Source organism: Fulvivirga ligni, assembly GCF_021389935.1.
GTDB classification, from domain to species: Bacteria; Bacteroidota; Bacteroidia; order Cytophagales; family Cyclobacteriaceae; genus Fulvivirga; species Fulvivirga ligni.
Map to the genome: position 1 here is coordinate 1,871,037 of NZ_CP089979.1, position 20,341 is coordinate 1,891,377.

The following is a 20,341-nucleotide window of genomic DNA, read 5'->3' on the forward strand; positions in this document are numbered from 1 at the left end:
TGTGATGTTGAATTTATAAGAATAGGAGAAGTTTTAAATTCTTGATAATGATAACAGTAGCAGACATTTATTTAAAAGTATTTGAATTGATCGCTGTCGCTTTCAAGAGAGGTGCTAAAGTTTTGAAACAATGGTACCTGGAGGCGATAACATCAATCAGAGAGATGGAACAATTACAGATTGAATGGTAAACAAGAAGGTGACCATATTGGGCGCTGGAGAAAGCGGAACAGGTGCAGCTCTTTTGGCGAAAGCTAAAGGGTATGATGTATTTGTGTCCGATGCTGGAACCATCAAAGATAAGTACAAGGCTGAGCTTGAGGCTGAGGCTATTGTCTTTGAAGAGAAAACTCATTCTATGGATGAGATTCTTGGTTCTGAGCTTATTATCAAAAGCCCAGGTATACCTGAAAGTGCTGAAATCATTCAAAAATGTATCGAAAAGCAAATTGAAATCATTGATGAGATTGAATTTGCCTTTCGATACACCAATGCTCAGATTATTGCCATTACGGGAACGAATGGCAAGACTACTACTACACTTTTGACTTATCACTTGCTGGAGCAGGCTGGGTTAAAGGTGGGCTTAGCAGGCAATGTTGGTCATAGCCTGGCCAAGCAGGTAATCAAAGACGAATATGATTACTATGTAGTGGAAATGAGCAGTTTTCAATTAGATGGAACGGTCACGTTCAAGCCATACGTAGGTGTGCTTTTGAACATTACGCCAGACCATATGGATAGGTATAACTATAGCCTTGCTAAGTATGCCGATTCCAAATTTCAACTCATTAAAAACATGGACAAAGCTAGCCACTTTGTCTATTACCAGGATAATGAGTTGGTCAAAGCTGGTCTTTCATCACGAGCTGATAAAGGAGCCAGACATGCTGTTTCCTTAGTAGAGGAAACAGCCAACTACTTTGATCAGGGTATGATGTACTTCGATCAAAGTGTGAAAATAGCTCAGGAAGAAACCTCATTGAGAGGACTTCATAACGCTATTAACATGATGTGCGCCATTAGGGTGGCTTTAATTTTAGAGCTTCCTGAGGACAGGATAAGAGAAGCATTGAAAACATTCAAAAATGCTCCTCATAGAATGGAATATGTGGCTACCATCAATAATGTAGATTTTGTAAATGATTCAAAAGCTACCAATGTAGACTCAGTGAAATATGCTTTAGGAAGCTTCAATGAGTCTTTGGTTTGGATAGCCGGAGGAATAGATAAAGGTAATGACTATAACCTGATCAAGGACAGTGTTAATGCCAAGGTAAAAGCTTTGATATGCCTGGGCAAAGACAATAGTAAGCTGAGAGATGCATTCCATGAACAGATTATTGATTTGCTGGAAACGGATAACGTAAAAGATGCAGTGCGATCAGCACTGAAATATGCTGATGCTCATGATGTGGTGTTATTATCACCTGCATGTGCCAGTTTCGACCTTTTTAAGAACTATGAAGATAGAGGTGAACAGTTTAAAAAGGCCGTTTTAGAGTTGAAAGAAGAATTTGAAAGTAACGCGATAAAGCAATGATGAAGATCAAGGCATGGGCGGATAATAACCTGAAGGGAGATCCTGTGATCTGGGCGGTAGTGTTTGCACTTTCACTTATCAGTATTCTGGTAGTGTATAGTGCTACAGGTACACTAGCCTTTAAGCACATGCGTAACCCTGAAAGTTACTTGCTTAAACATACCGTGCTTATTGGTGTGGGTATTTTAGCTATGTGGTTGGCGCACAGGGTAGATTATAGATATTACTCAAGAATATCAAGGTTAGCACTGTGGGTAAGTGTGCCCTTATTGCTTTATACTTTTACTAATGGAGTAAGCTTAAACGATGCATCAAGATGGATCAGTGTGCCCATTATTCACGCTACTTTCCAGCCTTCAGATTTAGCGAGTTTGGCCCTGATTACCAGCTTGGCCAGTATGCTTTCTAAAAGGCAACAAAATATAGCAGACTTTAAAGAGTCATTAATTCCAATACTGATTTGGTGTGGGGTTATCTGTGGTCTTATTGCCCTTACTAACCTGTCGTCAGCTATCCTATTATTCCTTACCTGCATGTTGATCATGTTCATAGGTAGGGTGCCTGTAAAATATCTGGCTATGCTGGTTTTTGTAGGTGGCTTAGCCGGAGTAGTAGCATTGAAGTTTGGAGTAAGAGCTGAAACGGCCAAGAGTCGTATCGAAAGTTTTGTGAGTGGTGATGATCTTCCATTCCAGTCATTACAAGCTCGTTTGGCAGTAGCTACGGGGGGCATTACTGGAAAAGGACCAGGCAAAAGCCAGCAAAGAAATATTCTTCCTCACCCATATTCGGATTTCGTGTATGCCATCATTATCGAAGAGTATGGAATGATAGGAGGCGTAGTGGTTTTAGTGCTCTACCTGATTTTACTATCACGCGGTATGAAAGCCGTGGTGAACAGTGAAAGGGCCTATGGAGGGCTTCTCTCCGCAGGACTCAGCTTTTCGCTGGTGCTTCAGGCATTAGTGAATATGGGGGTAGTAGTAGGATTAGGACCTGTTACAGGTTTACCATTACCGATGGTAAGTATGGGTGGTACATCATTGATGTTTACCGGTCTGTCATTAGGCATCATCCTCAGTGTGAGCCGAGGTGAGACAGATACAAGCTGGAAAGACAGCTCAAGTTTAGTTAAAAACATGGCCAGGGCATAGTGAGTAAGAATAGACCATATCGATTCATGATCAGTGGTGGCGGCACCGGCGGGCATATTTACCCTGCTATAGCTGTGGCCAACGAGATCAAGCGCCGTTATGAGGATGCTGAAATCCTTTTTGTAGGAGCTAAAGGTCGTATGGAAATGACTAAGGTGCCTGAGGCAGGTTATAAAATAGAAGGACTATGGATCAGTGGTTTACAAAGAAGGCTTACAATAGATAACCTGTCTTTTCCGCTAAAAGTAGTTCATAGCTTTTTAGCAGCTAAGCGCTTAGTGTCCAGCTTTAAGCCTGATGCGGTGGTAGGATTTGGTGGATACGCCAGCGGACCTACTATGCTTGCAGCTACAGGCAAAAAGATTCCGGCTATGGTACAAGAGCAAAACTCACATGCCGGTATCACAAATAAAAAATTGGGCAATAAAGCCCGGAAAGTATGTGTGGCCTATGAAAATATGGACAGATACTTTCCTAAAGAAAAGATAGTAATTACAGGAAACCCTGTAAGAAGAGATATACTGGAGGTAGACAGCAAAAAGGAGAAAGCACTGAAGCACTTCAATTTGTCCGCTGGCAAGAAAACGATTTTGGTTTTAGGCGGAAGCCTGGGAGCCAGGACTATAAATAACAGTGTCATTGGTCAATTGCAAAAGGTGGTTGATGCCGACGTGCAGTTGGTATGGCAAACGGGTAAAATCTATCACTCTGAAATGACTGCCAAGGCAAGCAATTTTGACCTTAGTAACATCAGAGTGATGGAGTTTATTAAAGAAATGGATTTGGCTTATGCAGCGGCAGACCTTGTTGTTTCCAGAGCTGGTGCTCTTTCCATTTCAGAATTATGCCTGGTGGGCAAACCGGTTATTCTGGTACCATCAGCTAATGTGGCTGAAGACCATCAGACTAAAAATGCCATGGCGCTGGTTGTGAAAGATGCAGCGGTAATGGTGAAAGACAGCGAAGCTGAAAATAATATGATTCCAGAAGCATTAAACCTTCTGGCAGATAATGATAAACAAAAGTCATTAGGCGCTAATATCAAGAAAATGGGTAAGCCTAATGCAGCAGAAGATATTGTGAACGAACTAATGAGCATAGTGAATTGAAGCTTACTGATTACCATAGCGTGTATTTCATAGGCATCGGGGGCATCGGTATGAGTGCGCTTGCCAGGTGGTTCGTGCATAACGGCTATCAGGTAAGTGGTTATGACCGCACGCCTACTAAGCTCACAAAAGTGCTGGAGCAGGAGGGTATGGCTATTCATTATGATGATAACGTGGAGAACATTCCAGCAGATGTGATGGATAATATGGAAAAAAGCCTGGTGGTGTATACCCCAGCTATTCCGGCATCGCATCAGGAGTTTAACTATCTGAAAGATAAGGGCTATACCATTAAAAAGAGATCGGCCATTTTGGGTATGATCAGTGAACATTTCTTCACTGTAGCTGTGGCCGGAACTCATGGTAAAACCACTACTTCATCTATGGTGGCGCACTTGCTGAAATCAGCAGGTAAAGACATCACCATGTTCTTAGGTGGTTTGGCTACCAACTATGACTCTAATTTCATAGCGAATGAGTCAGATAAGGCGGTGGCCATTGTAGAAGCAGATGAGTTTGACAGGTCATTTTTAACCCTGTCACCAGATTTGGCAATAGTGACATCAGCAGACGCTGATCATTTAGATATTTATGGCGACAAGTCTCATTTAGAGCAGTCGTTTAAGGAGTTTATAAACAAAATAAAAGATAGCGGTAAGCTATACATAAATGATAAGATAGTAAACGAATTGGTGGATCATACTGCTAAGGCAGAGATCAATACCTATGGAATGAACCGGGGGCAATTTTTGGCCAGTAATGTTACCATGGAAAATGGATTTTTTCAATTTGATTATAACGACAAGCAGACTAGGATTGAAAGGTTGATACTAGGCGTCCCCGGATTTCATAATGTTGAAAATATTACAGCAGCCATTGCCATAGGATTGGAGCTCGGTCTCTCAGATGATCAGATTCGTCATGGTGTAGAAACTTATAGTGGTGTTAAAAGAAGGTTCGAGTATCAGCTCAGAACCGAGCAGATTGTATATGTAGATGATTACGCGCATCATCCAGTGGAGATAAATGCATTTTTAACTTCCCTGAAAGCACTATATCCGGATCGTAAAGTGACGGCCATTTTCCAGCCGCACCTCTTTACACGAACCAGAGATTTTGCTGATGGTTTTGCGGAAAGTTTAAGCCTGGCAGACGAGGTGATTTTGCTGGATATCTATCCGGCACGTGAAGAGCCTATTGAAGGTGTTACTTCAGAACTTTTGTTCAAGGATATTACCTCAGAAGCGAAGGAATTGTGTAGTAAGGAGCATTTGATAGAATGCTTAAAAGAGAAGGAATTAGAAGTGGTGGCTACCATAGGTGCAGGAGATATTGATAAGCTGGTGGAGCCGGTAAAAGAATTATTAAACAACAGGTATCATGTTTAAAAAGATGAAACTAAAAATCGGGGCGAAGTTGCTGATAGCAGCCGTGGTGCTGATATCTGTTATTGGCTTTACTAATAGCAGGCAGAGCGGCGAAGTGTGTAAAGACATAGCCATTCGTATAGCTAACCAGCATGAAAACTATTACATAGATGAGCAGGATGTAATAGCGCTTATGACTGAAAATGGTGATAGAGCTATCAAAGGAACAGATTTTAAAGAGCTGAACCTTAAGGAAATAGAGCATAGAGTAGAGCAGGAGAAGTTTATAAAATCTGCTGAAATCTATAAGGATTTGAAAGGTAATCTGGTGGTAAAGGTTTCTTTAAGAAGGCCGGTAGCCAGAGTGATCCAAAATATGGGGCCAGATGCTTACGTGGCTGAAGATGGCAGCATGTTGCCCACTTCAGGAAAGTTTACCTCGCGAGTATTATTGATTAGCGGAGGTTATGCAAACACGCTGGTAAAGCAGGATCTACCTGAAACTGAAGAAGGAAAGAAGGTATTTAATCTGATCAACTATATCAGTAAAGATAAGTTCTGGAGAGCCCAGATAGCTCAGATAGAGATAGATAAAAAACTGAACGTGATACTCTACCCGCAAGTAACAAAGCAGTACGTAGAGTTAGGGCAGCCAGATAAGCTGGAGGCCAAGTTCAAAAAGCTTAAAATATTTTACGATCGAATTTTAAAGCAGAAAGGCTGGAATACCTATGAGAGGGTAAACCTGGAGTATGAAGGGCAGATAATAGCAGAGTAGAAAATCGATCTATAGAAGGAATTAAGAAATTAGAAAACAACAACCACTTAAAAATAAATTTACAACCATGGAAAATGACAAAATCGTAGTAGGGCTCGATATCGGCACCACCAAGATTTGCGCTATTGTGGGCAGGAAGAACGAATTCGGGAAGCTGGAAGTTCTTGGAATGGGTAAGGCCGAGTCAGATGGCGTTATTAGAGGAATAGTAACAAATATTGACAAAACGGTAAACGCAATAGAGAAGGCGGTACGTGAAGCAGAAGATCAGTCTGGTATTGATATCAGAGTGGTAAATGTAGGTATTGCAGGGCAGCATATAAAGAGCTCAATTCATCATGGTAGCATCACCAGAAGCACTAATGATGATGAGATCACGATAGAAGATATTAACAGATTGAATAATGATATGTACAGGATTGTAATACCTCCTGGCAGTGAAATTATTCATGTTATGCCACAGGATTATACTGTAGATTATGAAGACGGTATTAAAGATCCTGTAGGAATGTCTGGTGTTAAATTAGAGGCAGACTTCCATATTATCACAGCACAAACCAATGCTATCAATAACATTAACAAATGTGTAAAAAGAGCTGGTTTGGAGATAGAGCATCTTATTCTGGAGCCTTTAGCTTCCAGTATGGCTGTGCTTAGTGATGAAGAAAAAGAGGCTGGAATATGCCTTATAGATATAGGTGGTGGTACTACAGATATTGCTATTTTCCATGATAACATTATACGCCACACCGCAGTAATTCCTTTCGGGGGTAACATTATCACATCAGACATTAAGCAAGGATGTATGGTAATGCAGCACCAGGCGGAACTACTTAAAACTAAATTTGGTAAGGCTATAGCTGAAGAGGCTAGCCCTAATGAAATTGTTTCTATTCCAGGTATCAGAAACCGTGCTCCAAAGGAAATATCAGTGAAGAATTTGGCGCACATTATTGAAGCTAGAATGGAGGAAATAATAGAACTGGCTCATACTGAGATTATTACCTCAGGTTTTGAGAACAGACTAGCTGGTGGTATTGTAATCACCGGTGGTGGTGGGCAGCTGAGCTGTCTTAAGCAACTCGTAGAGTATATGACTGGTATGGATGCCAGAATTGGTTATCCTAACGAGCATCTTGGCAGGAGCAAGGTGGACATAGTGAAGAGTCCTATGTATGCTACTTCTGTTGGGTTGGTACTATCTGGTTTCCGTGCTATTGATGAGCGCGAAAACAGATACAATGAAGTGAAAGTGTCCGGCCGTCCCGGAGTACAACAGAAGAAAAAAATTGGAGGAGGAGACTTCTTCAGCAAGATTTTAAACAAAACCAAAGGTCTTTTAATAGACGATCTTGACGGTAAGAGCGATTATTAAGAAGACATAACAATTTGCAACCACTAAACAAGAAATACTATGTCTGAAAACGCATATAAATTTGAAATGCCAAAACACCACAAATCGATCATAAAAGTGATTGGTGTGGGTGGCGGCGGAAGTAACGCTGTAAACCACATGTTTAGCCAGGGCATTAAAGATGTGGAATTTGTAGTATGTAATACAGATTCGCAAGCTTTAAAAACCAGCTCTGTTCCAGGTAAAATTCAGATAGGTGTAAACCTTACTGAAGGTCTGGGTGCTGGAGCTAACCCTGAAGTGGGTAAAAACGCTGCTTTAGAAAGCAAAGAAGATATAAGAGATTTATTAGGTAATGATACCAAAATGGTATTCATCACCGCCGGAATGGGTGGAGGTACCGGTACTGGTGCAGCGCCTGTTATAGCTAAAATAGCTAAGGAGATGGACATCCTTACAGTGGGGATAGTTACGGCTCCTTTCGGTTTTGAAGGTAAGAAAAAAGCTAACCAGGCAGAATCAGGGATCAACGCTTTAAAAGAAAGCTGTGATACTGTGTTGGTTATATTAAATGATAAACTAAGAGAGATTTTTGGAAACCTTTCTATAGGTAGTGCTTTTGCTCAGGCGGATAATGTGTTGACCACAGCCGCCAAAGGTATAGCAGAAATTATTACGGTAGCAGGTTATGTAAACGTCGATTTTCAAGATGTTAGAACAGTAATGCACAATGCTGGTGCGGCTGTTATGGGATCTGCCGAAACTAAAGGTGAAAACAGAGCTAGAAAGGCTGCTGAAGAGGCATTAGCTTCGCCTTTATTGGATAACAAAGACATCCTTGGTGCTCAGAAAATATTGCTTTCCATTATATCTGGTGAGCAGGCTGAGTTACAAATGGATGAGCTTACTGAAATCACAGAATACATCCAGGAGCAAGCTGGTGACGATGCTGAGGTGATCTTCGGTCACGGTGTAGACCCTGACTTGGGAGATAGTATCAGAGTGACAGTAATTGCTACAGGCTTTGATCATGATCAGGCATACCTGCCTCAAAACAGACCTTCTAAAATGGCTGAGCACCCTCAGGAAGAGGAGAGAAAGGTGTATGATCTTGATGCTAATAAGCAGATCACTATGTTCGAAGTGGACAATACAGTGAATCATGCCAAGCAGGAGATGAGCAAGAGAAATATTAACGACGGTAACAACGCATCAGACAATCGTTTTGCTGAGCCTGATAGAAGCTATTCTTTCACCAGCCCGGTAAACTCAGATTTTAATGATGACGATGGTGACGACGGTCTTTTCTCTGAGCTAGAGGATGAGTTCGAATTCATGCAAGATGATTCTGATCAGCGCATCAATGATGATGGCATGATGGACGTGAATAAGAACACCAAAGATGTAATGCGTAAAAAAGCTCAGGACAGAATAGACAGACTTAAAGGTCTGCATAAAGCTGACATGGGAGCTGAAGAGTTTAAGGAAAAATTAGATGTGCCTGCTTACTTGAGAAAGGATATCAGGTTACAAAACGTGCCTCACTCATCTGAGCCTCACGTGTCTAAGTATAACTTAAATGATGATAATCAGATATTAGGAAACAATAGATTCCTACACGATAATGTTGATTAAAGATCACTGATTGACATGGCAGCGCAACCGGCTTGCTTCCAATTTTGTAGTGGTTGTTGGTTGTAAATTTTTTGGCCGGTGCTGTAGTGTCATCTTTTTCAACTAGACCTCCGGGGTGCGCCCCAGGAGGTTTTTTTATTTCTATCTAAAAGGCGATAAGTTTTTCTGCTTGGTCTGTTAGAAGCTGGGTGTAAAGCTCATTTACAATGCTTCCATCCTGAAAATGCTGGTTGATGTGAGATAACTTAGGCTTTTGTGCCAACACATGCATGCCGCAGTAGTTAAAGATGTCAGTAAGGTGGCTAAGCGCCATGCCAGCACCCTGAATACCAGATGATACACCCACCAAAGCACATTTCTTATTGGTGAAGCTATCCGGATACTGTAAGCCATCTATAAAGGTCTTGAGCACTCCTGGGAAAGAGCCATTATATTCAGGAACAATAAAAACAAACTTTTGGCTGCTCAGCATTACTTTTCTGAAGTGATTGAAATCCTTGTTCATTCCGGCCTTTTCATACAGCGCAGAAAAAGCAAAGTCAGCAGGCAATTCGGTTAGATCTAGCAGTTCGCTGCTAACTCCTAAACCATCTAAAATTTCCTGGTATATAGTAGCTATTTTATAAGATACAGAGTCAATTCTGTTAGTTCCGCATATAATTATGATCTTCTCCATTTTATTGGGTTTGGTCTATTAGTTCGCCTAAATTTCTATCCTCTATTTCAATCAATTTAGGTCTTGATCCTCTTAATATAATATTTCCTGAAGAGAGAATGCTCCCTGTTAAAGTATCAGAAACATTTACTATAATGTCATTAGATCCTCTGTTGGTCACATTCGCATTTCTTGTTTTTAAATTTTCACCTTCAAATCTCCCATCACCAGCGGCAAAGAATATTCTAAATTCATCCGTGAGGCCATCCACACGAAAGTTTGACAGGCTATTAGTTACCACTCCGAAGTAGTTAGTTTCAATAGTAAGATCGAAATCGCCACTTCTATCTTCGCAAGATACGCTCAATCGGTCTAGTTTTAAGGTATCAATAGAGGACACAGTTCCGTCTCCATTGTTGATAATGTTATTGATGTCGGGGGTGTAGATAGTCACTTCTGGAAAACCATAGCTTCTTACCCATTTGCAACCTAGGTTGTTGGTTAAGTATAAAACACCGCCTTCGTCTACAGAATAGGCTATATCGTTAATCAGGTTACTGCCGACCGTGAGTTCTACCCTTTGCTCGCTGGCTTGTTTAATGAATACATTTAAACTGTTGGTGATCTCAATCTTTTCAAAAGCATCTACTTCCAGCTCTACAGTGGTTGTATTTCCTGCTTTTTTCAGGCAATCAGGAGCGCTGTCATTATCGCATTGAGCAAATAAGGATAGAATAGCTACAAAGGTCAATATGTTGAATAATACCTTTCTCATTTAAATCTATATCCTATTCCAAATTCAAATGCCTCTGCTTTGGCTCCATGTGATTTTAAAAGGATGGAAGTGTACATCTTATTTTTAAAATACCTTCTTAAACCGATCCTTAAATACATTTTGCCAAAGTAATCGTATTCATCAAACACATAATAACCAGCCTGTGTAAGCACTGAAAGCCTACTAACAAATAGCTCATGGCTAAATGCTACTCCCAGTCGCATCCAGCTGGGCTTATTAGGCTCATCCATGAGATGCCAGTCATACTTTATATCCTCTCTCATAGATAACGACCCAAACCATTCTACAGCCAGACCTAAGGCACTTTTATGGTTTAGTCGTTTATCAACCGTTCCTGAGAGTACAAAAAACGGATGCTGACCAGTACCTTGTCTGGAATAGGCGTGCATGCCAGAGGCTAATGTGGCGGTAAATCCTACAGACCTCTCGGCCTTAGGTTCGTCCTTGAAAATATACTCTTTGGGCTGGTAGTTAAACTTGTAAGCGATGCCTGCATTAGCCGAAACGATGTTAATGCCAGAGTTCGGCTTTTTCAGTGATCCATTTGAGAAGTGGGTCAATGATATTGAGCTTAAAAAGAATAGCTGCGGAGTAACTTCTCTCCTGTAGCCGGCTTCAAATAAAACGGCGCCGTTAATGTCAGTGCTAAGCAGATTGTTTTTGTTATTGGTTTCCCGGTCATATTTTTCAGTATTATACTCTGCTCCAAAGCCAATAGTGTAATGAAATTGATTCTTAGCTTGCTTATTCTTATTGATATATGCTTTGTAATGAGGTATAATAGCTATTGACTTTCCTATTACAGGGTTTTTATAATCCAGGTAAATGGCAGTAAAACCAATATCAGGAAAATTATACCGTTGTTGCCATGGTTTTCCACCATAGGTCTCACGATCAAAGTCTATTCTTAAGCCAACTGGGTGGTGGGTTATCAGGTGCGATATACCAGCCTTATGCTCAAAGATAAAACCACCTATATATTCTGCACTAATGATCTTATTATCATGACCTTTAAACTGACCGGAGCAGAGCCTGGGCAAACTGAAAAGGCAAATCATTACTAAAACCACTTTGGTTGACTGCATCATAAGGAGAAAAAGGCCTTTGGTTTAACTGAGGAAAGGTTTTAGTTTCTCCAAATCTTCCGGCGTATCAATGCCAATAGAGTCATAGCTGGTTTCAGCTACTTGAATAGCATAACCATTTTCAATCCATCTGAGCTGCTCCAGAGATTCGGCTTTTTCCAGTGAAGACACACCTAGTTGAGTTATTTGCTCCAAAACATCCGTTCTGTAGGCATAAATCCCAATATGTCGGTAATAACTATGCTGATTAAGCCAGTCATCTTTTTCATGATTCCTGTTGTATGGTAGAGGAGTTCTGCTGAAATATATGGCTTGTTTAGTATTGTTGAAGATCACTTTTACCACGTTAGGGTTAAATACATCTTCAGAGCTGTCTATTTTCTTAATAAGTGTCCCCAGCTGAGTTTCTCCATCTAACATTTCAGCTACCAAATTGATCTGTTCAGGTGCTATAAAAGGCTCATCACCTTGAATGTTAATGACATAGTCATACGTAGAGCCTTGTTGCTGAAGGGCTTCGTAACATCTATCCGTACCACTCTGATGGTCTTCTGAGGTCATGACTACTTCACCACCAAAGCTTATTATCTCTTCATAAATAGCTTCATGATCTGTAGCTACCACCACTTCACTGAGCATAGAAGCCTTCTTAGCTTGTTCGTAAACCCTGCGTACCATCGTTTTACCACCAATATCGGCTAATGCCTTGGCTGGAAAGCGGGTGGATCCATACCTTGCTGGAATAATTCCCAGTATCTTCATTCGTTAACTTTTACTTTAAGAGACGTTCCTTCATTGCTGGTAACTATTATGGGGGTGCCTTTTTCTATGTACTCGCCTCTGGTATAAGCATCATATACTTCACCTTCAATGAGCACTTTGCCACTTGGTCTAAGAATGGTATAAGCCTCTCCTGTTTTACCTACTAATGATACTTCATTGAAGTTAGAAGTAAAGCCTTCTTCTCTTCCCATGGTATCTGTCAGTGCTATTCTGGCAAATGCTTTTGATTCTGTAAACCGCACGCCGCCAATAAATAAAACGGCCAGACTTCCCAAAAATCCTCCTAAAGTAGCTGCTAGAGCCAGTAGGAGTTCGTTACTACCCACAAAGCTAAAATTAAATAGATCATTATTCAGCATTACGAGAACTAATGAACTCAAAGTAAAGGTAATACCGAGCACACCAGCTACTCCGAAGCCAGGAATCACAAAAACTTCCATGGCGATGAGTATTATTCCTATGAAGAAGCAGATGATCTCCCAGTTTTCGGCCAGGCCATTCAGGTAATAAGGAACAAAGTATAAAACAGCGGCAATTATGGCCGCCAATATAGGGAATCCTATGCCAGGTGATTGTAATTCAAAATAAATGCCCCCAATGATAACCAGGATCAAAAGTCCACTGATAAATGGGTTGAGAAATACTGAAATGATCTGCTCGGTGGCATCTAGCTCGTAAGTCTCAATGTCATAATTGGTTACGCCATTCCTTTCTAATATTTCATCTATAGAATTGACTTTTCCTTCGCAAAATCCCCATTTAATAGCTTCTGAAGTAGAGAATGTGATCACCTGACCGGCCTCAGATACGCTATCTACTGCCAGATTCTGATCTACCATAGCCTCAGCTATTTTTGGATCTCTACCTTTTTCTTCAGCTATTGATCGCATGGTACTTCTCATATAAGATTGATACTTATCCGGAGCTGCTACCCCATCAGAAGTCACCACCGTGGCAGCACCAATATTAGCGCCGGGAGACATGTAAATACTGTCGCAAGCAATAGAGATTAGAGCCCCTGCTGATGCCGCATCTTTATTGATAAAGACCCAAACGGGCTTTTTAAAATTCAGAATGTTTTCTACTATGTCCTTGGCATCTGTTACGGCACCTCCATAGGTATCCATTTCTATAATTACATAATCTGCCTTTATGTCTTCTGCGTGTTCCAAACTTAATTCTACATAGCGGTTCATGCGCGGATCAATTTCTGCTTTTATCTCCATTTTCATGACTTTAGCCATGGTAGAGTCCTGAGCAAAACTGATAAATGGTGTGGCAACTATGAACAATATGTTAAGAAGCCAGTATATCTTTCGTATTATCACTTTTTTGAGTTATTAATGCCTTAATTTTGTTAAAATAACAAATAAATAAGCACGTGAGAAAACTCCCACTTAAATTTTCATATTTATCTGAGGGTAAGATCTGGAATATCATATCTGCTTTTGGTAGTGATTATATGCTACTGGAAATCAGGCATCCTGATGAGCTTCTGGCGCAGTACTATCTGCTTGATTTGGAAAATAATGAATGGCTGATAGAAGGGCTCACATTTGAAGAGAAGTGGTGGATCAGCGCCTCTTATGTCTATGAAAATGTAATCCTGTTTTATACCTATGGCGGAAAGGATAATCCTGACTATAAAGACTTTTTTGCTTACGATGTGTCTGGTAAGAAAATCCTTTGGACCAAAGAAGAAGTACGGTTGCTTCAAACGGGCAATAACCATCTCTTACTAGGGAAAAAAGGCGAGGAAGATCCTTTTATTGTTGATTTTAGAACTGGTAATACCGTGGCTGCTACTACGGAAGAGGAAATAGAAAATATTCCGATAATACAGCCGTTCTACTACCAGCAGGATTCGCCTCATTTTCATACGGTGAGTAAATTCCTAAAATCAAGGCTGGCCATAGGGATAGTGAAAGGAGCTCATTACTTTGAGAATGAGCAATTTATAGTTGTTTCATATTATTATAATGAAGAGGAAACTCTAAATAATAAGCTCATAGTTCTGGATAGAAAGGGCAATATTTATTTAAATGAGTTAATTGGGCAAAAATTGCCAGGAATAGCTGATGATACCTTCTTCGTTTATGATGATAAGCTTATTTTTGTTAAAGATAATTCTGAGCTTTTTATATATCATTTACGAATAGATAACGTTAACTAGTTTAGTGTTTATAATTTATCCGGTTTAATAATTTTCAAAAGGGGAATGAGATATTTTTTATTAGTTGCACTTCTAGGGTGCAGTTTTTATGGTCGTGCTGAAATCTACCCAATGGATTCAGTAGGGGTGGAGAAGAAAGATGGAAAGGTATTTATACTTCATAAAGTGGAAGACAAGGAAACGTTGTATTCACTTTCCAGAAGATATAATGTTTCTATTTACAATATCATAGAACATAACCCACCTGTGGAATTTGGACTTGAAGTAGGGCAGATAGTGAAAATTCCTTACCAGAAAGCGGCTAAGACAGAGGTTGTTTCTAATAAGCCAAATAATACTACCCCTGTAAATAACACAGTGACTACACCCAAACCAGTATCATCAGATCCTGGTAAGAAAATACATGTGGTAAAGCCTAAGGAGACTATCTACTCCATTTCTAAGATGTATGGCATCACCCGTGAAGAGCTGAGAGAGTGGAATGGTATTGAAGGAAATGTTTTAGACATAGGGCAGGAGCTTATTATTAAGCAATCTAATACAGCTACTGCAACCAATAATACTCCCACATCAAATACGCCTGCAGCGTCTGGAGATAAAATCCATGAGGTGAAAGCCGGCGAAACATTGTATTCACTTTCTAAGAAATATGATGTGGCCATGGGTGAGATTATGGTTTGGAATGACCTTCAGGAAGCTACTGCTATAAGTGTAGGTCAAAAATTGATTGTAGGCAAATCAAATGGAGCCGCTGAAACAAATACGGTGAAAGAAGAGCCAGTATTTGATCATACTAAGCCAGTATCCAGTGAAACTACTACATCTGAGGAGAATCAGTTTCCTTCTATAGCTAGAAAGAAAGATAGCACCACAGTTACCACACCAAAGGGAACCATGGAGCCTACTTTTAAGAAAGAAATTATCGAATCTGGAAATGCTCAACTGATCGATGGTTCGGGGAATACCAGAAAATATTTAGCACTTCATAGAACAGCCAAAGTAGGCACTATTATGAAAGTGAGAAATGAAATGAATGGCCAGGAGGTTTTTGTTAGAGTAATGGGTAAGTTACCTGATACCGGAGTTAACGATAATGTTCTCATAAGAATCTCAAAATCAGCTTATGATAGGTTAGGTGCCATAGATCCTAAATTCAGAGTGTCTCTTTCATACCTTCCATAAATCATTGAGTTATTAAGCACGATCAGTTAAAGGCTTTCTTAGATGCTAAGGTGGAGGAATACAATCACCCGGGTTTCATTCTGAATGATCCTGTATCTATCCCTCATCAGTATACTAAGCAGCAAGACATAGAAATAGCAGGTTTCGTAGCAGCTGTGCTGGCCTGGGGGCAGCGTGTAACCATAATCAATAAGTGCAATGAGCTTTTCGGGCTGATGGATAATGCTCCTCATGATTTTATCATTAATCATGAGGAAAGTGATCTCAAGAAGTTTTTAAACTTTAAGCACCGTACATTTAATGCTACGGATACCCTGTACTTCATCGAATTCTTTCGGGAATTTTATCAGCATAATGGCACACTTGAAACGGCTTTTATTAAAGGATTGAATGCAGAAAGTGAGCATGTGGGTGAAGGCATTAAAAACTTTCATCATACCTTCTTTAGTCTGCCAGATGCCCCTCAGCGTACTAAAAAACATATTGCCACCCCGGAAAGAAAATCAGCTTGCAAAAGGATAAACATGTTCCTTCGCTGGATGGTTAGGCAAGATGAAGCCGGTGTAGATTTTGGCTTTTGGACTAACATAAAGCAGAGTCAGCTCATCTGCCCCTGTGACCTACATGTAGATAGAGTAGCTAGAAAATTGGGGCTCATCAAAAGAAAACAAACTGATTGGCAAACAGCCGTAGAATTAACGGCTGAACTAAAGTCCTTTGATCCAGAAGATCCGGTAAAATATGATTTTGCCCTATTCGGCCTCGGAGTTGAAGAGAAGTTTTAAAAAGGCTGAATGTACGAGGCCAACAAACAAATAATAATTTCGCAATTGTATTTCTCTATTGTTTGTATCTACATCCGCCATTGTCTGTGTCTTCACAAACAATCTCACCTAAGCTTTTGAATCCGCTCCGCCATTGTTTGTGTCCTCACAAACAGTCTCACCTAAGTTTTTGAATCCACTCCGCCATTGTTTGTGTCCCCACAAACAATCTCGCCAAACAATCTACTGCACTTGTATCTCCACAAGCAATCAAACTCAAATTACTTACCCCAGGTATCTGGGCTTTCTCTCCATTCTTTTAAAGAGTCTATCTGATCTTCAGAAACATACCCTCTTTTTAATGCTTCTTCTATTAATAGGTTGTAGTTGCTCAGGCAAACAAGAGATACATCAGCGTCAGTGAAGTTTTTATCGGCTATATTGAATCCGTAGGTGAATATGGCTGCCATACCAAGAACTTCCATATCAACAGCTCTAAGCGCTTCTACAGCCTTCAGAGAGCTTCCCCCGGTAGATACCAGGTCTTCGATTACCACTACTTTTTGTCCTTCAGTGATTTTACCTTCAATCATGTTTTCCATGCCATGTCCTTTAGGTTTGGATCTAACATAGATAAAAGGAACTCCTAAGGCATCAGCTACAAGGGCACCTTGTGGTATACCGGCAGTGGCTACCCCAGCAATGGCTTCTACATCAGGATATTGCTCCTTAATAGTGCTGGCTAAGGCATCTTTTATTAAAGTTCTTGTCTCAGGGAAGGATAAAGATAACCGGTTGTCGCAGTAGATAGGTGACTTCCATCCGGAGCTCCAGCTGAAAGGAGAATCAAGGTTGAGCTTAATTGCTTGAATATCTAAAAGTTTCGCGGCGATGGTGTATCCTAAATCTGCAGACATATTTATGTGTTTTGCATGCGAAATTATGGATTAAAAAACGGAAATTCTATTGGCGTGCTGCCAAATATTTTTTTCATTTGTGACTGGACTAAAAAATCTTGGATGAACCTATTCATCAATGACATTCCTGTTCAGCTGGTGAAAGCTACGGAGAAGCTTGATAAGCGTGAATTTAACAATATCATAAATGCAGAAGTGGAGCCTATCACACAGGCTAAATTGTTGCATAGGGTTTGGATAAAGCATGTGAAACGTGAGGACTTGGATCATTTGTTTGATCTGCTGGATACCACAGTGCCTCAAGGACTTATTGCTTTAACCTTGACCATCGATGACTATGATGATATGAAGAAGTTTCTGAAAAAGAAATTTAAGATCATCAAAGCCGCAGGTGGTATTGTAAGAAAGAAGGATAAGATCCTTATGATCTACCGCCTTAAAAAGTGGGATTTGCCTAAGGGTAAGCTAGATAAGGGTGAGGGAAACCGTGTGGCAGCTCAAAGAGAGGTGGAAGAGGAATGTAACGTTAAGGTAGATCTTCAAGCGAAGATTTGTACTACATGGCATACCTATACCATGAAGAAAAGGCGCATTTTAAAGAAGACCGCCTGGTATAGTATGGATATAGTTAAAGACTCAAAAATGAAGCCTCAGCTGGAAGAAGATATTGAAGAGGTGAGATGGATGACACGTAAAGAGATTTTTCACGCCCTCCAGGACTCATACAAATCTATAGGCTTTGTATTTGATCAATACTTCCAAAAGGAGAAAGAGGAAACGGAATAAGGCTTATTTAGGAAGCGGGTAGGGGATGAAGTCACTTACATCTCCTCCGTACTTATGTACCTCTCTGATAATAGAACTGCTTATTGCTGCTAACTCTGGTGATGTAATCAGGAAAACAGATTCCAAATGCTCATAAAGGTATTTGTTTACCTGAGCAATGCTGTTTTCATACTCAAAGTCGGTAGTATTTCTTAGCCCTCTCAGTAAGTAGTTGGCTCCATGCTTTCTAGCCAGCTCTGCCGTAAGCTCATTATATACCACTACCTTTATATTATCATAGTCTTTAAAGGTCTCTTCTATTAAACCTACCATAACATCAATATCAAAGTATCTGATGTTCTTTTTGCTGTTATGGCCTATACCGATAATAATTTCGTCAAATAGTGTTAAACCACGTAAAACTATGTCCTCATGCCCCTTGGTGAAGGGATCAAAGGAGCCAGGAAAAATAGCTATTTTTTTCATGAAGGGTTTGTTTGCTAATCGCAAAGGTGGATACTGTACAAGTCAAAATAGTGATGATCCTGTACCTCATCAAAAATATATCCGAAGTCAAGGTAAGAAGGTCTCTCACCGAAAGATATGTTTTTGATAAACTTGTAAAATTCCTGATAGTGAGGAGACTGCTTACCGATGTAGCCCCATAAAATCACCTCAGTTTTTTGCTGGCTCTTCTGTAATCCTTTCATTACCAGCATAATGTATTTAATGTAATCGTTAAACTGCTTAATAGAAAACTGGTTATAATATTCCAGTTTATTGTTCTTAAGGGTAATAAGGTGCAGTTTAAAACGGTCTATGTAAAGGTAAAGTGTGTCCTTTTTGTTAGACTCTTCGTAGTTGGTTGTTCCTTCTATCAATACACTAGACTGGTGCAAGAAGCCTACATCTGCGTTAGGATATAGCTCTTTAAGCCATTGGTATAGGTTTCTATTAATAGCGAAAACGCAAATAGCATCTGACTTAATGTGCTTGTAATAAAGCACCTCTTCCTTTTCAGGATTTACAGGGCTGTTAAGACTTAAATAGTCTACTAGCGCTTCTTTTACAAATAGTGATGAAGGGACTAAAGAGAATTTAGAATTTTTAATGCTAATTCTCACGTTTTTCCAGAAACCAGCCATCAATATGTGGTGGTCTCCAAATAGTGCCTTTAAGATGTCTAAGAACTCGTGGTGAGTTTTGGCACTTGATAATATATAATCTTCTAAAAGAAGAGTACGGTTGCTGGTAGAATCAACTACAGCCACCTGTAAGTCTCTGATTCCAATCTGAATCATCAGATTATAAAGGTGAAGATTTTCTACATCAAACTTCTCGTCCTTTATTTTCTTTATAAGCTTATAGCTGGCTGTAGCGGTATTCAAAATATAATATTATTCCCAGTTTCCTGATGTTGTTACGTCTGTTCTGCTTCCGAATCTTAAAGGCTTTCTACCTTTGATTTCTGCGTCTTCGGTTCTTGTAGGGTCAAATGGATGAGAGTTTTTAACCTCAATTACGTTTACCGCACTTCCATTTTTGTCTAACTGATCAGCGAAGATTTCAAATTTCACGTTATCTAAACCTGGCACGTAAGCTAGTTGGCTTAGGTCAATGTTTTCGTTAAATTTAGTTTCTTCTAGTGTCATCAAAAGATCTCCTTTAGTAACTTTTTGACCAGCTGATATATTTTCTTTCTTAACTACTTTACCATTATCTCTAAACTTGTGAGTAGTTCTTTTACCATCTTGATTAAGAACGTAGGCACCTGAACTTTTAGTCACGTTAGATCCAACTTCAGCAATGAAATTTACGAACGTACCATTGTTAGCAGCTGTAACGTTATGAGTTTGGATGAAGATTCTTTCTTTGGCAGGAATCATACCTAAAGTATCGTAAGAAACCACTGTACTATCAGCTCCGTAGCTTAAAGTATAAACTGTTTCTTTTCTTTCTACAATAGGGAATTGACCATTAGCAATGAAGTCAGCTAATTTATCCCAATCACTAGTATATTTTCCATTTACCTCTTGATAAGCAATTTCTGCTTCTCTGATAAGCATTAAGCGATCAATAACAGCTGCTTCCTGTGAGGCAATTTGTTCCTTAGCCTTGATTTCTGTGTTTATATCATCAAATAGAAAGTAAGCTAATCCTAGACTTCCTATAAGTAATAGTATAGAAATAATTTTGGTGACGTTCATTTTCTACGTTTTTTTTTGGTGCAATAATAAAACTTTTGAACTGCAATACATAATTTATTAAACCGCTATTTTAT

Annotated in this window: 21 protein-coding genes; 12 read left to right on the plus strand and 9 right to left on the minus strand. The window is 39.8% G+C overall.

Annotated elements, in window-relative coordinates:
• Positions 1 to 47 precede the first annotated feature (47 nt).
• From LVD16_RS08365 to ftsZ, 8 genes are all read left to right on the plus strand, one after another.
• Positions 48 to 191 carry a hypothetical protein gene (locus LVD16_RS08365; protein ID WP_233773476.1) on the plus strand — a complete coding sequence of 48 codons (144 nt, stop codon included), beginning with the start codon at positions 48 to 50 and terminating at the stop codon, positions 189 to 191.
• Positions 185 to 1,543 carry a UDP-N-acetylmuramoyl-L-alanine--D-glutamate ligase gene (murD, locus tag LVD16_RS08370; RefSeq protein WP_233773477.1) on the plus strand — a complete coding sequence of 453 codons (1,359 nt, stop codon included), beginning with the start codon at positions 185 to 187 and terminating at the stop codon, positions 1,541 to 1,543. The genes LVD16_RS08365 and murD overlap by 7 nt, the downstream gene beginning before the upstream one ends.
• On the plus strand, positions 1,540 to 2,697 hold the full coding sequence (locus tag LVD16_RS08375; protein WP_233773478.1) for an FtsW/RodA/SpoVE family cell cycle protein: 1,158 nt from the start codon (positions 1,540 to 1,542) through the stop codon (positions 2,695 to 2,697). Before murD ends, LVD16_RS08375 begins: the two co-directional genes overlap by 4 nt.
• Positions 2,697 to 3,806, plus strand: coding sequence for an undecaprenyldiphospho-muramoylpentapeptide beta-N-acetylglucosaminyltransferase (murG, locus tag LVD16_RS08380; protein WP_233773479.1), 1,110 nt, complete (start codon positions 2,697 to 2,699; stop codon positions 3,804 to 3,806). The genes LVD16_RS08375 and murG overlap by 1 nt, the downstream gene beginning before the upstream one ends.
• Positions 3,803 to 5,194: a UDP-N-acetylmuramate--L-alanine ligase gene (murC, locus tag LVD16_RS08385; RefSeq protein WP_233773480.1), complete on the plus strand. Its 1,392-nt coding sequence runs from the start codon at positions 3,803 to 3,805 to the stop codon at positions 5,192 to 5,194. The genes murG and murC overlap by 4 nt, the downstream gene beginning before the upstream one ends.
• A 4-nt stretch (positions 5,195 to 5,198) precedes the next feature.
• A complete protein-coding gene (locus tag LVD16_RS08390; protein ID WP_233773481.1) occupies positions 5,199 to 5,951 on the plus strand; it encodes a cell division protein FtsQ/DivIB in 753 nt (250 codons plus the stop codon).
• Between the two features lie 67 nt (positions 5,952 to 6,018).
• Entirely contained in the window at positions 6,019 to 7,326 is a 1,308-nt protein-coding gene (gene ftsA, locus LVD16_RS08395; protein ID WP_233773482.1) for a cell division protein FtsA, read from the plus strand.
• Positions 7,327 to 7,365: 39 nt separating this feature from the next.
• Positions 7,366 to 8,940 carry a cell division protein FtsZ gene (ftsZ, locus tag LVD16_RS08400; protein WP_233773483.1) on the plus strand — a complete coding sequence of 525 codons (1,575 nt, stop codon included), beginning with the start codon at positions 7,366 to 7,368 and terminating at the stop codon, positions 8,938 to 8,940.
• A gap of 145 nt (positions 8,941 to 9,085) precedes the next feature.
• Here the strand turns inward: ftsZ and LVD16_RS08405 are convergent, their stop codons facing one another.
• The 5 genes from LVD16_RS08405 to LVD16_RS08425 are packed head-to-tail and all read right to left on the minus strand — an operon-like array spanning position 9,086 to position 13,581.
• Complete coding sequence (locus LVD16_RS08405) at positions 9,086 to 9,616, minus strand: NADPH-dependent FMN reductase (RefSeq protein ID WP_233773484.1); 531 nt, start codon at positions 9,614 to 9,616, stop codon at positions 9,086 to 9,088.
• Between the two features lies 1 nt (position 9,617).
• The gene (locus LVD16_RS08410) at positions 9,618 to 10,370 is read right to left on the minus strand and encodes a head GIN domain-containing protein (RefSeq protein ID WP_233773485.1); all 753 of its coding nucleotides are present in this window, start codon (positions 10,368 to 10,370) and stop codon (positions 9,618 to 9,620) included.
• Complete coding sequence (locus LVD16_RS08415; RefSeq protein ID WP_233773486.1) at positions 10,367 to 11,479, minus strand: acyloxyacyl hydrolase; 1,113 nt, start codon at positions 11,477 to 11,479, stop codon at positions 10,367 to 10,369. Before LVD16_RS08415 ends, LVD16_RS08410 begins: the two co-directional genes overlap by 4 nt.
• Before the next feature lie 21 nt (positions 11,480 to 11,500).
• The gene (gene kdsB, locus LVD16_RS08420) at positions 11,501 to 12,238 is read right to left on the minus strand and encodes a 3-deoxy-manno-octulosonate cytidylyltransferase (RefSeq protein WP_233773487.1); all 738 of its coding nucleotides are present in this window, start codon (positions 12,236 to 12,238) and stop codon (positions 11,501 to 11,503) included.
• Positions 12,235 to 13,581, minus strand: a complete 1,347-nt coding sequence (locus LVD16_RS08425) for an NfeD family protein (protein WP_370687647.1) — start codon at positions 13,579 to 13,581, stop codon at positions 12,235 to 12,237. Before LVD16_RS08425 ends, kdsB begins: the two co-directional genes overlap by 4 nt.
• Before the next feature lie 59 nt (positions 13,582 to 13,640).
• Between LVD16_RS08425 and LVD16_RS08430 the strand changes: the two genes are divergently transcribed.
• Genes LVD16_RS08430 through LVD16_RS08440 form a run of 3 tightly spaced genes read left to right on the plus strand, consistent with a single transcriptional unit; the run spans position 13,641 to position 16,399 of the window.
• Positions 13,641 to 14,432, plus strand: coding sequence for a DUF4905 domain-containing protein (locus tag LVD16_RS08430; RefSeq protein WP_233773489.1), 792 nt, complete (start codon positions 13,641 to 13,643; stop codon positions 14,430 to 14,432).
• Positions 14,433 to 14,477: 45 nt separating this feature from the next.
• Positions 14,478 to 15,614 (plus strand): LysM peptidoglycan-binding domain-containing protein, encoded by a 1,137-nt coding sequence (locus tag LVD16_RS08435; RefSeq protein WP_233773490.1) that lies wholly within the window; start codon positions 14,478 to 14,480, stop codon positions 15,612 to 15,614.
• Between the two features lie 50 nt (positions 15,615 to 15,664).
• Complete coding sequence (locus tag LVD16_RS08440) at positions 15,665 to 16,399, plus strand: TIGR02757 family protein (RefSeq protein ID WP_233773491.1); 735 nt, start codon at positions 15,665 to 15,667, stop codon at positions 16,397 to 16,399.
• 260 nt (positions 16,400 to 16,659) lie between these two features.
• On the opposite strand, the gene pyrE is transcribed toward LVD16_RS08440, so the two are convergent.
• On the minus strand, positions 16,660 to 17,295 hold the full coding sequence (gene pyrE / locus LVD16_RS08445) for an orotate phosphoribosyltransferase (RefSeq protein WP_233773492.1): 636 nt from the start codon (positions 17,293 to 17,295) through the stop codon (positions 16,660 to 16,662).
• A 102-nt stretch (positions 17,296 to 17,397) separates the two neighbouring features.
• Between pyrE and LVD16_RS08450 the strand changes: the two genes are divergently transcribed.
• Positions 17,398 to 18,081: an NUDIX hydrolase gene (locus tag LVD16_RS08450; RefSeq protein ID WP_233773493.1), complete on the plus strand. Its 684-nt coding sequence runs from the start codon at positions 17,398 to 17,400 to the stop codon at positions 18,079 to 18,081.
• Positions 18,082 to 18,084: 3 nt separating this feature from the next.
• On the opposite strand, the gene coaD is transcribed toward LVD16_RS08450, so the two are convergent.
• The 3 genes from coaD to LVD16_RS08465 are packed head-to-tail and all read right to left on the minus strand — an operon-like array spanning position 18,085 to position 20,267.
• On the minus strand, positions 18,085 to 18,546 hold the full coding sequence (coaD, locus tag LVD16_RS08455; protein ID WP_233773494.1) for a pantetheine-phosphate adenylyltransferase: 462 nt from the start codon (positions 18,544 to 18,546) through the stop codon (positions 18,085 to 18,087).
• Between the two features lie 14 nt (positions 18,547 to 18,560).
• Positions 18,561 to 19,448, minus strand: a complete 888-nt coding sequence (locus LVD16_RS08460) for a DUF3822 family protein (RefSeq protein WP_233773495.1) — start codon at positions 19,446 to 19,448, stop codon at positions 18,561 to 18,563.
• A gap of 9 nt (positions 19,449 to 19,457) precedes the next feature.
• Positions 19,458 to 20,267, minus strand: a complete 810-nt coding sequence (locus LVD16_RS08465; protein WP_233773496.1) for a hypothetical protein — start codon at positions 20,265 to 20,267, stop codon at positions 19,458 to 19,460.
• Positions 20,268 to 20,341: the final 74 nt, after the last annotated feature.

Coding starts and splice junctions, on each gene's coding strand:
- LVD16_RS08405 (WP_233773484.1), bottom strand. CDS start 9,616: ATGGAGAAGATCATAATTATATGCGGAACTAACAGAATTGACTCTGTA.
- LVD16_RS08450 (WP_233773493.1), top strand. CDS start 17,398: ATGAACCTATTCATCAATGACATTCCTGTTCAGCTGGTGAAAGCTACG.
- LVD16_RS08465 (WP_233773496.1), bottom strand. CDS start 20,267: ATGAACGTCACCAAAATTATTTCTATACTATTACTTATAGGAAGTCTA.
- LVD16_RS08375 (WP_233773478.1), top strand. CDS start 1,540: ATGATGAAGATCAAGGCATGGGCGGATAATAACCTGAAGGGAGATCCT.
- ftsA (WP_233773482.1), top strand. CDS start 6,019: ATGGAAAATGACAAAATCGTAGTAGGGCTCGATATCGGCACCACCAAG.
- LVD16_RS08435 (WP_233773490.1), top strand. CDS start 14,478: ATGAGATATTTTTTATTAGTTGCACTTCTAGGGTGCAGTTTTTATGGT.
- LVD16_RS08390 (WP_233773481.1), top strand. CDS start 5,199: ATGAAACTAAAAATCGGGGCGAAGTTGCTGATAGCAGCCGTGGTGCTG.
- LVD16_RS08365 (WP_233773476.1), top strand. CDS start 48: ATGATAACAGTAGCAGACATTTATTTAAAAGTATTTGAATTGATCGCT.
- LVD16_RS08415 (WP_233773486.1), bottom strand. CDS start 11,479: ATGATGCAGTCAACCAAAGTGGTTTTAGTAATGATTTGCCTTTTCAGT.
- murD (WP_233773477.1), top strand. CDS start 185: ATGGTAAACAAGAAGGTGACCATATTGGGCGCTGGAGAAAGCGGAACA.
- ftsZ (WP_233773483.1), top strand. CDS start 7,366: ATGTCTGAAAACGCATATAAATTTGAAATGCCAAAACACCACAAATCG.
- kdsB (WP_233773487.1), bottom strand. CDS start 12,238: ATGAAGATACTGGGAATTATTCCAGCAAGGTATGGATCCACCCGCTTT.
- pyrE (WP_233773492.1), bottom strand. CDS start 17,295: ATGTCTGCAGATTTAGGATACACCATCGCCGCGAAACTTTTAGATATT.
- LVD16_RS08410 (WP_233773485.1), bottom strand. CDS start 10,370: ATGAGAAAGGTATTATTCAACATATTGACCTTTGTAGCTATTCTATCC.
- coaD (WP_233773494.1), bottom strand. CDS start 18,546: ATGAAAAAAATAGCTATTTTTCCTGGCTCCTTTGATCCCTTCACCAAG.